The sequence below is a fragment of the Meiothermus sp. genome (assembly GCF_026004115.1).
Classification (GTDB): Bacteria; Deinococcota; Deinococci; order Deinococcales; family Thermaceae; genus Meiothermus.
On the sequence record NZ_BPIM01000001.1, the window covers coordinates 1,999,408 to 2,011,471 of the forward strand.

Annotated in this window: 12 protein-coding genes; 2 read left to right on the forward strand and 10 right to left on the reverse strand. The window is 58.1% G+C overall.

Features of this window, described 5'->3' with window-relative positions; genetic code table 11:
* Positions 1–96 precede the first annotated feature (96 nt).
* Entirely contained in the window at positions 97–462 is a 366-nt protein-coding gene (locus tag Q0X23_RS09655) for a YkvA family protein (protein ID WP_119342204.1), read from the forward strand.
* Between the two features lie 2 nt (positions 463–464).
* On the opposite strand, the gene Q0X23_RS09660 is transcribed toward Q0X23_RS09655, so the two are convergent.
* The 8 genes from Q0X23_RS09660 to Q0X23_RS09695 all read right to left on the reverse strand — a co-directional run bounded on the left by Q0X23_RS09660 (position 465) and on the right by Q0X23_RS09695 (position 8,743).
* The gene (locus tag Q0X23_RS09660; RefSeq protein WP_119342205.1) at positions 465–1,004 is read right to left on the reverse strand and encodes a GNAT family N-acetyltransferase; all 540 of its coding nucleotides are present in this window, start codon (positions 1,002–1,004) and stop codon (positions 465–467) included.
* Between the two features lie 66 nt (positions 1,005–1,070).
* A complete protein-coding gene (locus Q0X23_RS09665; protein WP_119342206.1) occupies positions 1,071–1,406 on the reverse strand; it encodes a cupin domain-containing protein in 336 nt (111 codons plus the stop codon).
* A 36-nt stretch (positions 1,407–1,442) separates the two neighbouring features.
* Positions 1,443–2,156: an ABC transporter ATP-binding protein gene (locus tag Q0X23_RS09670; protein WP_297860094.1), complete on the reverse strand. Its 714-nt coding sequence runs from the start codon at positions 2,154–2,156 to the stop codon at positions 1,443–1,445.
* On the reverse strand, positions 2,143–2,946 hold the full coding sequence (locus Q0X23_RS09675; protein WP_119342208.1) for an ABC transporter ATP-binding protein: 804 nt from the start codon (positions 2,944–2,946) through the stop codon (positions 2,143–2,145). The genes Q0X23_RS09670 and Q0X23_RS09675 overlap by 14 nt, the downstream gene beginning before the upstream one ends.
* Positions 2,943–4,376: a branched-chain amino acid ABC transporter permease gene (locus Q0X23_RS09680; RefSeq protein WP_147075559.1), complete on the reverse strand. Its 1,434-nt coding sequence runs from the start codon at positions 4,374–4,376 to the stop codon at positions 2,943–2,945. Before Q0X23_RS09680 ends, Q0X23_RS09675 begins: the two co-directional genes overlap by 4 nt.
* Positions 4,373–5,353 carry a branched-chain amino acid ABC transporter permease gene (locus tag Q0X23_RS09685; protein WP_297860095.1) on the reverse strand — a complete coding sequence of 327 codons (981 nt, stop codon included), beginning with the start codon at positions 5,351–5,353 and terminating at the stop codon, positions 4,373–4,375. The genes Q0X23_RS09680 and Q0X23_RS09685 overlap by 4 nt, the downstream gene beginning before the upstream one ends.
* A 396-nt stretch (positions 5,354–5,749) precedes the next feature.
* Positions 5,750–6,910, reverse strand: coding sequence for a branched-chain amino acid ABC transporter substrate-binding protein (locus tag Q0X23_RS09690; protein ID WP_297860096.1), 1,161 nt, complete (start codon positions 6,908–6,910; stop codon positions 5,750–5,752).
* 471 nt (positions 6,911–7,381) lie between these two features.
* Positions 7,382–8,743, reverse strand: a complete 1,362-nt coding sequence (locus Q0X23_RS09695; RefSeq protein ID WP_297860097.1) for a glutamine synthetase family protein — start codon at positions 8,741–8,743, stop codon at positions 7,382–7,384.
* A 277-nt stretch (positions 8,744–9,020) separates the two neighbouring features.
* Between Q0X23_RS09695 and Q0X23_RS09700 the strand changes: the two genes are divergently transcribed.
* Positions 9,021–9,770, forward strand: a complete 750-nt coding sequence (locus Q0X23_RS09700; RefSeq protein WP_297860098.1) for a hypothetical protein — start codon at positions 9,021–9,023, stop codon at positions 9,768–9,770.
* Positions 9,771–9,820: 50 nt separating this feature from the next.
* Here Q0X23_RS09700 and Q0X23_RS09705 read toward each other — a convergent pair whose 3' ends face one another.
* Complete coding sequence (locus Q0X23_RS09705) at positions 9,821–10,924, reverse strand: sorbosone dehydrogenase family protein (RefSeq protein ID WP_297860099.1); 1,104 nt, start codon at positions 10,922–10,924, stop codon at positions 9,821–9,823.
* Between the two features lie 44 nt (positions 10,925–10,968).
* Positions 10,969–12,060 carry a sorbosone dehydrogenase family protein gene (locus Q0X23_RS09710; RefSeq protein ID WP_297860100.1) on the reverse strand — a complete coding sequence of 364 codons (1,092 nt, stop codon included), beginning with the start codon at positions 12,058–12,060 and terminating at the stop codon, positions 10,969–10,971.
* Positions 12,061–12,064: the final 4 nt, after the last annotated feature.

The following is a 12,064-nucleotide window of genomic DNA, read 5'->3' on the forward strand; positions in this document are numbered from 1 at the left end:
AATCTGCTACCATAATCCTTACACCCGTTGGTTGGGGGTGCAACACATGCTTTTTTGTTTGTCCAGCTTGCTTCTGGCGAACCAGGAGGGCCAAACGTGGCCAGTGAAATTCAAAAACTAGAACTGATAGAGATCGAACCAAGTGAGCGCTACAGCGATGCGGCATTCTGGCGCAAGCTCCGGCGTTTTGCCCGTTACGCGGGCCGCGAGTTGGTGGAGAAGGCCCTGTGGCTCTACTACACCCTGCAGCACCCGGCCACCCCTGCCTGGGCCAAACGTACCATTGTAGGGGCTTTGGTCTACTTTTTGGTGCCCCTCGACCTGGTGGCCGACCTGGCGCCTTTGGTGGGCTTTACCGACGATCTGAGCGTGTTGTTGCTGGCGGTGGGCACTGTGGCTGCCCACATCACCCCGGATATCAAGGAGCAAGCCCGCCGCAAGGCCGATGAATGGTTTGGCTAGCGCTAGGCTCCGTCCCAGGGGCCGGGGGTTTGGTCGGGAATCTCCTGGGTTTGGGTATCGGTCTTGTAAAGCCGCATACCCCGGGCCAGGTAGTTGGCCAGGGCTGCCGGGCTATCCAGTGAGCAGGTGTGTACCCAGACCCTGTGGGCTCCGAGCCGCCAGGCCTCCTCGAGCGCACACGTGAGCAGATGGCCCCCCAGCCCCATCCCACTAAACTGCGTCAGCAGGCCAAAATAGACAATTTCGACATTCTCCTCGGGTTGCACCTCGAGCTGAAAGTAACCTGCCGGGGTGCCCTTCAGGTAGGCCACCCAGGTGTGCAGGTTGGGGTTCTGGGCATAGGCCCACCACTGCCGGTAGGTCCAGTGGGCCTTTTCGTACCAGTACCAGTTGCCCCCCACGCTTCGGTAGAGGAAGTGCTGCAACTCGGCGCAGGGAATTTCAGCTTTCATGACCAGAAGCCCCTCTATTTGTGCATGCTTGGGACGCAGTTCGTTGGGCGAGGTCATCTCGAGGTAATAGGTAGTAACTTCTGCCCGCATGGGCCGATTTTATCGGGGTGTTTTAGAGATTGACTACAGCGATGGAGTCTTTTGTGGCCATCGCCCTTACTTGAGCTTGTCCAGTAAATCCTGCCGCACCGGATGGAAGGCATCAAACACCACACTATCCTCGATAAAAAAAGCCTCGTGTTCCACCCCTGAGGGCACGTGGGCAATATCGCCGGGGCCAAGCTCGAGCCATTCTGCCCCAATCCGCAGCTTGAGCCGCCCCGAGACCACCAGGGTGATCTGTTCGTGGGGGTGGGCGTGGGGTGCTAAGGGCGAGCCTGCTTTACCCTCGGCCCGCATCAGCATGAGTTGTTCACCTGCAAAGGGGCGCAGCACCGCACCGGGCACCTCGAGGCCCGGCAGGCTGGCCGTGTGGGCAAATTTGGTTTTCATGACCCAACGCCTCCGATCCTTGATCTGGGCTAGAACCTAGTGCCCGCCCAGATAGGCCTCCTGAATCTCGGGCCGGGCTGCCAGCTCTTTGGCGGGGCCGCTCATGGCGAGGTGGCCGGTTTGCAAGACATAGCCCCGATGGGCAATCTGCAGGGCCAGGCGAGCGTTTTGTTCAACCAACAAAATGGTTTTGCCCTGCTGATTGAGCTTCTGGATAATCTCGAAAATAAAGTCTACCAGCACCGGAGCCAGCCCCATGGAGGGCTCGTCCATCAGCAAGAGCTTGGGGTCTTGCATCAGGGCCCGGCCGATGGCCAGCATCTGCTGCTCCCCACCCGACAGGGTGCCGCCCTTCTGGTGGCGGCGCTCGGCCAGCCGAGGAAACAGGGTAAAAGCCTGTTCTTTGCGCTCCTGCACAACCTTGGGGTCGTTGATCAGAAAGCCGCCCATCTCGAGGTTCTCCTCCACAGTCATGCGGGGGAAGATGCGCCGCCCTTCGGGCACATGCCCGATGCCAAGCCCCACAATTTTGTCGGCGGGCAGCTTATGGATGGGGCTGCCCTGATACACCACCTCCCCTTTGCGGGGTTTGTTCATGCCGCTAATGGTGCGAAGCGTGGTGCTTTTGCCAGCGCCGTTGGCGCCGATCAGGGTCACGATCTCGCCTTCTTCCACCGTGAGCGATACCCCTTTGAGCGCGTGGATGTGCCCGTAGTAGGTATGGATGTCCTTAACTTCAAGCAGAGGCATGCGTCCCTCCGGCCTGTCCGGCTGCGCCCTTGCCCAAGTAGGCCTCGATCACCTTGGGGTTGCTGCGAATTTCCGCCGGTAACCCCTCGGCAATCTTGGAGCCGTACTCGAGCACCGCAATCCGATCCGAGATGCTCATCACCATGGCCATATCGTGCTCAATAAGTACGATGGTCAGGCCCAGGTCGTCGCGCAGCTTGCACACCCGCGCCTTAAGGTCTTCGGTTTCCTGCTCGTTCATGCCGGCGGCGGGCTCGTCCAAAAAGAGCAGCTTGGGCTCTAAGGCCAGAGCCCGGGCGATCTCGAGCCTGCGTTGCTCGCCATACGAAAGCCCTGAGGCCAGTTCCTCGGCCCGCCTGTCTAAGTTCATGTAGGCCAGCAGCTCCATGGCCCGCGCTTTGGCCTTCTTTTCCGCCAGATGAAAACGCGGGGTATGTAGCAGGACATCAAAATAGGTCTGGTGGGTATGGCTATGATGGCCTACCAACACGTTTTCCAAAACCGTCATGGCCTTGAAGAGGCGGATGTTTTGGAAAGTGCGGCCAATGCCGTTGCGGGCGACCCAGTCGGGCGAGCGACCGGTGATATCGCGCCCAAAAAAAATCACCCTCCCGGTATCCGGCTTGTAGATGCCGGTGAGCAAATTGAAAAAGGTGGTTTTACCCGCGCCGTTGGGGCCAATGACCGAGAAAATCTCTCTGGACCGCACCTGCAGACTTACATCGTTTACGGCCACCAACCCGCCGAATTTTTTGGTGGCGTTCTGGACGTCTAGGGCCAGTTCGCTCATTTGCCACCCCCTTCCTGGGCCTCCTGACGGGCTTCTTGTAGCTCGGCTCTGTGTCTTTGTTCGGGTATCAGCCCTTCGGGCCGGAAGATCATCATCAGGATCAGAATCAAACCAAACACCAGGCGTTCATACTTTGCAGGGTTGAGCTGGGGGGGCAGGTTGGCCATGTTGTAGCCCAGAATGTTAACACCGGTCTGCCGCCAGGTGTTGAGCAAGTCGGAGAAGTCCTTGAGGATGCCGATGTTGAGTACGGTTACGGCAGCAGCACCCACCACCGCCCCGCCAATGGAGCCCATACCGCCCAGAATTACAAAGGCCAGAATGTTGATGGAGGCTTGCAAGGTAAACGACTCGGGGCTTACGAAGGTCTGCTTGGCAGCAAACACCGCACCCATAATGCCGGAAAAAGCCGCCCCCGTTGCAAAAGCCAGCAGCTTGGAGGGCAACAGTGGAATGCCCATGGCTTTGGCGGCGATTTCGTCCTCGCGAATGGCCACCCAGGCCCGTCCAAAGCGTGAGTTGGCCAGCCGAATGTTGACCAGAACCACGATGCCAATTACCAGCAGCACCAGTAGGTAGAAGAAAAACGAGTAGGCGATGGGCTCGTCGATGGGGCGCCCATACAGGCGTTCCGCCCCGATGGCTTTTAGAAACTCGGTGAGCGGCCCCACCTCAGGCCGGTTGACCGGCGTGATGCCTTGGGGGCCGTTGGTGATGTTCCAGGGTTTATCGAGGTTGTTGGCGAATACCCGCACCACCTCGCCCAGCCCCAGGGTTACGATGGCCAGATAGTCGCCCCTAAGCCTCAAGGCGGGCAGACCGATGAGTACGCCGGTGATGGCGGCGGTGATGATGGCCAGGGCCATGAACAAGTACAGGTAGTTGCCCGGCAGACCACCGGCAGGAAAACCGTCAATAAACGCGGAAGCCTGGGGCGAGCCAAAGATGCCCCAGGTATAAGCCCCTATGGCGAAAAAGGCGGCAAAACCCAGGTCGAGCAAACCGGCCTGGCCCACCACTACGTTCAGACCCAGGGCCAGCGCGGCAAAAATTCCAATCTGGATGCCCAGTTCAAACAAAAACGAGTTGGTAAGCCCGGCAATGGGCACCGCTATAAACAGGATGGCTACGCCCAGGGCGATGCGCACCAGATTGCTCAGGTTGGGCAGCAAAAAAGCCGCTACCAGCACGCCCAAGAGGCCATAAAAGGCCAGTTTGTCGTCGGGGTTGAGGCGCAACAGGATGGTCAGGGTAAGGGCCAGGACAGCCAGCAAGCCAGAGCGCCAGGGGGCAGGTATTTTGCCCAGGCTCACCAATCCCACCGAGATCAGCAAGGCGAGGTTGGTCAAACCGTTTTGCGGCATCAGCAAGGCCCCTAGAATGGAGAGGGCCGTGAAAGCGAGGGTGAAAGGAAAAATAAACCGGTTCATACCTTTTCGCTCACATTCTGGCCAAAGATGCCCTGGGGTCTAAAAAGCAAGAGCAAAACCAGGGTCAGGAAGGCGAACACATCTTTGTACTCGGTACCGAAATTGCCGTTGGTGAGGAAGGGCAGGTAGGTGCCCGAGAGGGTCTCGAGCTGCCCCAGAATCAGACCCCCGACCATGGCCCCGGGTATGTTGCCAATGCCGCCCAGAACTGCTGAAGTAAAGGCTTTGAGCCCGGGCAACACCCCGGAATAGGGGGTTACATTGGTGTAGAGCAGGCCAAACAAGACCCCGGCCACCCCGCCCAGAGAACCCCCGACCAAAAAAGTGCGCGAAATGATGGTGTCGGGGTTAATACCCATGAGCGCAGCCGTCTGCATATCCTGGGAGACGGCCCGGATGGCCTTGCCAAGCTTGGTGCGGTTGACCAGGTAGGTGAGCCCGATCAGCATCAGAATCGAGACCACAATGACGATAATGCCCTTGACTTGAATGGTGGTTTGTAGGGGTAGCTCGAGCACAGTGTTGAGAGCATCGAAAGTGCGGTACTGCATGTTGAACTCGTTGTGCCTGAGCGCTGCATAGATTCGGGTCAGGTCTTGCAACAAGAAGGAGACCCCGATGGCGGTAATCATGGGTACCAAAATGCTCTTGCTACCGCGCTTGCGCAGCGGACGGTAGGCAAAACGCTCCACAAGCACGGCCATGATGCCCGAGCCTATCGCAGCAAAAACCAGGGCAACCAGCAATAGCAAGAAGGGATTGGAAATTACTGGGGCTTCGGGGTTGCCCCAGAAGCGGAAAACCTCGAGGCCAATCACCGCCCCGATCATGAACACCTCGGAGTGTGCAAAGTTAATCAGCCCCAATACCCCGTAGACCATGGTGTAGCCCAGGGCTACCATGGCATACACAAAGCCCAGCAATAGCCCCTCGAGGAAAGTTTGCGGCAGGATGGCAAACAGATCGGCAACCGTCAAGTAAAACCTCCTATTTTTAGATTATACGAATGCACGCATATTTACTCACATGCAGATGCATTCTTTCCAGCTTTAGCCTGCCAGAGTATATCGGTTGCCGGTTGGGCTGACAACGGGGGTCACGGTGATTGGTCACAGCGTCAAATCTGACCCTGGGGTCAGTTTAGGGTTGGATCTGATACCAGATTCGGTTAGTTCGGCGCCGTATGGCGCCGAACTAACAGGGCCGAAGTTATCCGCGTAGCGGAGGGCGATACCGCCCCTTGGAAGGGAGTGCTCTAGGATTCAAAAAGATAGCCTCTGGGGGTCTTTGGTTTGGATGATTACCTTTTTGAATCCGGTATGACCACAAACAGAAAAGACTCCCGCCTCGGCGGGAGTCTATGGGTTTGAACCTTATTGCTTGGCAGCCGGGGGGGCAAACTGAATGACCCGCAGCACGTCACCGGGGTACTTGGCTTCCTTCATGCCCACGATGTAGTAGTCGGAGAGCTTACGGTCACCCTTGCTGTCAAACTCGATACGACCGGTAAGGCCGTCGAGCTTAACCTCGCGCACGGCGCGGGCTACCTGCTCGCGGGTGGGCTTTTTACCACCGTTGGCCTTGATAGCGGCCTCGAGGGCATTCAGGATCACGTTGGCAGCATCGAAGGCATACACGGCGTAGGCCTCGGGGTCTTTACCGAACTTGGCCTTGTAGCGCTGGGCAAAGGCGGCAGCCTTGGGAAGGGTGCTGATGGGGCCCGCGGTGGTGGTGAAGAGCACGCCCTTCGAGGCGCTACCGGCAATCTTGACCAGGTCGGAGGCGTCCAGACCGTCGCCGCCCATGAAGGTAGCGGTGATGCCGCGCTCGCGCATCTGCTTGACCAGCACGCCGCCCTTGTCGTAAATGCCGCCGTAGTAGACCAGGTCGGGGCGCTGGGCCCGCATCTGGAGAATGAGGGGCTGGAAGTTAGAGGCTTCCTCAGTGCCAACAATGGACAAAATGTTGGCCCCCAGTTCCTTGGCCCGGTTTGCAAAGGCTTCCGCCAGGCCCTGGCCGTAGGGGGTCTTATCGTGGATCACGAACAGGCGGGTACGCTTGAGAACCTTCACAGCGTACTCGGCTCCTACTGGCCCCTGTACGTCGTCTCGCCCGCAGATGCGGTTGACGCTCAAGTAGCCGCGGTCGGTAACGCGGGGGTTGGTATTGGCCGGGGAGACCATGACCAGGTTGGTGTCCTTGTAAATTTCTGAAGCGGGGATGGCTACGCCCGAGTTCAGGTGGCCCACAATGCCCAGTAGGTCGGCATCGTTGACAATACGGCGCGCTACCGCCACACCCACATCGGGGGTCGCCTGGTCGTCTTGAGGGGCAAACTGAAGCTGGAAGCCAAGCTGCTGGAAGCGGGCTTGGGCATCCTCGATGGCCATCTGGGCGCCCTGCTGGATGGCTGTACCCAGACCCGACTGCGGCCCGGACAGGGGCGAGACCGAAGCGATCTTGATGACGTTGGACTGAGCCGAGGCCACACCCAGGGCCAACGCGCCCAGCGCTAGAATTGCGAGTTTTCTCATGCCGATTCCTCCTAAACCTTCTTTTAGCCAAAAAACGGCTGGCCTATTCTACCTAACCCAGGCCGATGTGTGTCAATGTGGGTCATCGTTTTATAATCCAGCCACTATGAGGGTACACAATTTTGGTGAGACTGCAAACTTGACTCAAGACACAATTGCGCACTTAAAACCATGAAGCATACCAGTAAGCCTCGGAGGAGAGGGCGCCAAGGCAGGCCATCCACCGTTGGGTGGAGAGAGATCGATAGGCAGTAGGGCAATGCCCTATCTGCGGGGTCGTAGGTGAAGTGCGCTGCTCTGCGCCCGACTTGACAGAGTGCTTTGTATTCGGGGCGGGTAATAATTGAGCGTACTCGGTGCACAGGCAACTTGTCTTTCGGCAGTTTTGAAGCACGTCGACCGCCCAAAATTGTGATGTGCAGATCATTGAGGGGGACTGCAATGTGCATGAAATCCTGGTTGCCAGACCGCTCAGTATTCGGCCAGATACTGATTGAGTTCCCACTGGTGAACGGCAATGCGGTATGAGTCCCATTCGACCCGCTTGGCGTTCAGGAAATCCTTGTAGACCTGCTCTCCTAGGGCATTGCGTACGACCCGGTCTTTTTGTAAGGCTTCCAGGGCCTCGCGCAAGGTTCCGGGCATCTCGCTAACACGGTACTTGCGCCTGTCACGTACCGAAAGCTCATATACGTCACGTTCGATGGGGGGTGGGGGGGTCAGGTTGCTCTCGAGGCCCTCGAGCCCGGCGGCCAGAATCACCGCCAGGGCCAGGTAGGGGTTGCAGGAAGGGTCGGGGAAACGAAACTCTGCCCGGGTTCCCGCACCACGACGCTTGGGCACCCGAATCATGGCGCTGCGGTGCGAGACCGACCAGGCCACACTGGTGGGGGCTTCGTAGCCTGGGGTCAGGCGTTTATAGGAGTTGACCAACGGGTTGGTGATGGCGGCCATACCCTCTGCGTGTTCAAACAGGCCGGCAATAAACTGCAAGGCCGTTTTAGAGAGTTGATGCGGCCAGACCTCGAGCCTTCCTTTAGGCTCATAAAAGGCATTTTCGCCGTTTTTGAAGAGCGAGAGGTGAAAGTGCAGGCCCGAGCCGTTGATACCAGCAATGGGCTTGGGCATGAAGGTGGCGTGCAGGCCGTGGTTGATGGCCACACGCTTGACCACAAACTTGAGCGTGGTCAGGTGATCGGCTGCCTGAAGGGCATTGGTGTATTTCAGATCAATTTCGTGCTGACCGGGGGCCCCTTCGTGATGGGCGGCCTCGAGGGGCAAACCCAACCGAACCAACACATCCACCATATCCCGCCGGGCTTCTTCACCCTTATCGGTGGGAGCCAGATCGAAGTAGCCCGCCCGGTCGTAGGTGTGGGTGGTGGGGCTGCCTTCAGGACTGCGGTTGAATAGGAAGAACTCCACCTCGCTGCCCACGTAAAGGTTCTCGAAACCTTTTTTCTGGGTTCGCTCGATTTGTCGCTTGAGCACCTGCCGGGGGTCGCCCTCAAAGGGCTTGCCATCGGGGTAGGCAATATCGCAAATGAGGCGGGCAACAGCGCCTTTGGTGGTGGGCTCGAGCTCCTTTGGGTAGATGATAAAGGTGTTGTAATCCGGCTTCAGCAGCATGTCCGACTCTTCGACCTCGGTGCGACCAAAGCCCTCGATAGAGGAGCCATCGAACATAATTTCGCCGTCCAGCGCTTTTTCGAACTGGTTGACGGGCAGTTCTACTACCTTGTTGATGCCCAGAATATCGGTGAACTGCAATCGCAAAAAGCGTACCTGATGGGCTTTTAGCTCTTGCAAAATGTCCTGCTTGGTTCGTGCCATGTGTACAGCATACTGGTACCGCCGGGGCTTTTGACAGGCGTATTGTTATAGCCAGGTGCATGGGTGCGATTCGTAGAACCGGTGCTCAAATCCCAAAAAACGATTGCAGGTTATACCCAAAAGTGGTCACTACAAAGCCTGTGGGCTGCGACATAGCCACAGGTTGTGTTTGATTCAGATTAAGGCATTTTGTGTTCCATCTCAGTCAAGGGGTGATTGAAGCCACTATCATTGACCCGTTTTGTGGCGCTTTACGCAGCCAAACTTGGGAGGAAGCATGAAACAAACCTGGTTGGCAGTAATGGCTTCGTTGGGAATCGGTAGCATGGCCCTCGCGGATGGCTTTTCCATCACCGGAAACTTGCAGTTTTTGCCCGATTTTGGCGTGGTGGGCGGGCAGTTCGTTACGCCCTACCGCAGCTACCGGGGTACGGCGGTCAACTACACGTTTAACCTGACCGACAATATTGTGGCCGGCGCCAGTCTGCGCCCGGGGTTTTTTGCCGGGCAGTTCGTACTGGCCAGCCGCGCCGGGCTGGTGGGGGTTGCTAAGCTCAACGAATCCAATTCGGGCTACGTGGAAGGAGCAATTCGTTTCGGCTCGAACCAGATTATCCTGCCTGGCCCGTTTAGCTTCGACTTCGATGCGGGCGGGGAAATCTTCATCACCCAGCGTATTGCCGATGCAGCCGTGTTATATGGGGGCGCAGGCCTGGACGCAAGCCTGGTGGTCGTGCCAACCATAACGCTGAACGCAGCAGCCAATGCCTATGCGGGCCTGAAACTCGAACTGACCCGCGACCTGAGTGCCTATCTGGAAGGGGGTCTTCGCTATCCGTTTGGCCTCAGCCTGGGCTACGACATAACCGCTTCCCTGTATTACACCATCGTGCGGGGTGTGCGCCTGGGCATATATGGGGGTTATGCCAATGCCAGTGGGGCCGCAGGCGCATGGAAACTGGGTATTGCCGGCGAATGGACGGAAAAACCCGAAACCCTGGGAACGCCGGGCAACTACCTGCCCTGAAGTAAGCTCGATAAGCCAGCAGCCTCCCGAACGGGAGGCTTTTTTGATACTTACTGCTGGGCTAACCGGTAGACAGTGCCCCGGTGGTCAATCACATACAGCTCGCCAGCGGCATCTTCGCCAAAGGAGCTAATGTTCAGGTCGGTTCTGAGAACTTCCCGGCTCTGCCAGCGGTCACCCTGCGGGGTAGCGATCCAGATGCGGCCACTCACGTAGTCGGCGTAAAAGTAGGCCCCGCGAAAGGCCGGCATAGCGCTGCCCCGGTAACGGTAGCCCCCGGTGATGGAGCGACCCTGGTCGTGGGTGTAGGTTAACACCGGCATAACCAGCCCCTCGCGGTTGCAGTTTTGTGGGGGGTTGAAGCAGCGGTCGCCTTCCATGATGCGCCAGCCGTAGTTCTCGCCCCCCTTGCTGCTGGCAGGCTGGAAATGCACTTCTTCGACGGCATTCTGGCCCACATCGGCAATCCACATATCGCCGGTCTGGCGGTCGAAGCTGAAGCGCCAGGGGTTGCGCCAGCCATACGACCAGATTTCGCTCTTGCGTCCGGCCAGGGTGGGGTTGTCGGTGGGAATGGCATAGGCCCGGTTGCCTTCGCTGCGGTTGACGTCTATTCGCAAAATTTTGCCCAGCAAGGTGTCGAGCCGCTGGCCGGCATTGATGGGGTCGCCCCCTGCGCCGCCGTCGCCCATGCCGATGTAGAGCATGTTATCCGGGCCGAAGGCGATCATGCCCCCGTTGTGGTTGGCGTAGGGCTGCTCGATGGTCAAGAGGATCTGAGCGGAGGCTGCATCGGCGCGGTTGCCGTTTGCGCGGTAGCGGGCCACTACGGTACTACCCTGGCGGTTGGTGTAGTTGACGAAGAACAGGTTGTTCTGGCGAAAGTTGGGGTGGAACGCCAGCCCCAACAAACCCCGTTCACCGCAGCAGGAAACCAGACTGCTTACGTCCAGGAAAGGCTCGGCCAGTAGCCGCCCTTCTTGCAGAATGCGGATGGTGCCGCCTTGCTCCACGATGAATAGCCGTCCGGTGCCGTCGGGCGAATAGGTCAGAAACAACGGGCGACTGAGGTTATTGGCTACTGGAACCAGGTTGATGGTTTGGGCGGACGCCAGACTGAGTACCAAGAGGACAAAAAAGACCATTGCTCGCATGGCTCCAGTGTAGCCAAGCGCAGCCTGAGGCCGATGTGTATGGGCTACAAGTTTGGTTTCAAGCGCAGAATCTTTCCGTTGTCGGTGGAGATATATATCAAACCATCTGGCCCAGTGACGATATCGCGCAAGCGGCCAAAACCAGGATTGGGGCCGCTGTTGGTATCAATCAGGATCTCCTCCTGCACGACCGACTCCCCGTTCAAAACCAGCCGGTATAGCCGCCCGGTTTTAAGCGTGACAAAGAAAAGGTTGTTGCGCCAGGCGGTAAAGACGTTGCCTGTGTAGAACATCATGTCGCTGGGTGCGATGGTGTTGGTGGCCGTGTAGTGCTTGATGGCCGGCTGGTAGTTGTTCAAGCTGGGGCAGGGGTCGGTCCCCAAGCAGTTGGGCCAGCCGTAGTTCTTGCCCTTATTGATGACATTGAGCTCGTCCTTTACATCGGGCCCATGCTCGGTAGACCACAGGAGGCCGGTGCCTGGCTGGAAGGCCAGCCCCTGGGGGTTGCGATGGCCCAACGTCCAGACAGGACTACTGGGGAACGGGTTATCGCTGGGAATCGAGCCATCGGGATTGATGCGGAAAATTTTGCCAGCCAGCGCAGATACATCTTGCGCGGCTGGCTGGTCTTGGGCATCCCCCATCGAAAAGTAGAGCTTGCCATCGGGCCCCCATACCACCCGGCAGCCGTTATGGGTAGATGCGCCACGCATGTTGTCCAGCAAGATCAATTCATTGCTCAAAGCACTGCCGGAAATCTCGAAGCGCGAAAGCCGGTTGCGCGAGCCGCCACTGGAAATGGAGTAGCAAATGTAGACCCGGTTGTTACTGGCGAAGTTGGGGTCGAGTTCCATACCCAGAATGCCGCCTTCGCCATCGTCTCGTACTGCCGAGGTGCCGTTGTAGTGGGTTATGGCGCCGGTACTCACGTTCAGGGCGCTCACACGAATCTGGGTCAAATCCCGATTGGTAAAGAGCAGCCGACCGTCGGGGGCGAAGTTAAGGCTCCAGGGCACACCGCCCAGACCACTCTTAACTTCTTCTACCCGAAAGTTGATGGGACCCGAAGGGGGATCGTTGGGTTGACAACTGACCAGGCTGAGGGCTAACAATGCAACAATTGAAATTGGTCTCATGGAC

Coding starts and splice junctions, on each gene's coding strand:
- Q0X23_RS09705 (WP_297860099.1), bottom strand. CDS start 10,924: ATGCGAGCAATGGTCTTTTTTGTCCTCTTGGTACTCAGTCTGGCGTCC.
- Q0X23_RS09675 (WP_119342208.1), bottom strand. CDS start 2,946: ATGAGCGAACTGGCCCTAGACGTCCAGAACGCCACCAAAAAATTCGGC.
- Q0X23_RS09700 (WP_297860098.1), top strand. CDS start 9,021: ATGAAACAAACCTGGTTGGCAGTAATGGCTTCGTTGGGAATCGGTAGC.
- Q0X23_RS09695 (WP_297860097.1), bottom strand. CDS start 8,743: ATGGCACGAACCAAGCAGGACATTTTGCAAGAGCTAAAAGCCCATCAG.
- Q0X23_RS09710 (WP_297860100.1), bottom strand. CDS start 12,060: ATGAGACCAATTTCAATTGTTGCATTGTTAGCCCTCAGCCTGGTCAGT.
- Q0X23_RS09690 (WP_297860096.1), bottom strand. CDS start 6,910: ATGAGAAAACTCGCAATTCTAGCGCTGGGCGCGTTGGCCCTGGGTGTG.
- Q0X23_RS09670 (WP_297860094.1), bottom strand. CDS start 2,156: ATGCCTCTGCTTGAAGTTAAGGACATCCATACCTACTACGGGCACATC.
- Q0X23_RS09665 (WP_119342206.1), bottom strand. CDS start 1,406: ATGAAAACCAAATTTGCCCACACGGCCAGCCTGCCGGGCCTCGAGGTG.
- Q0X23_RS09660 (WP_119342205.1), bottom strand. CDS start 1,004: ATGCGGGCAGAAGTTACTACCTATTACCTCGAGATGACCTCGCCCAAC.
- Q0X23_RS09680 (WP_147075559.1), bottom strand. CDS start 4,376: ATGAACCGGTTTATTTTTCCTTTCACCCTCGCTTTCACGGCCCTCTCC.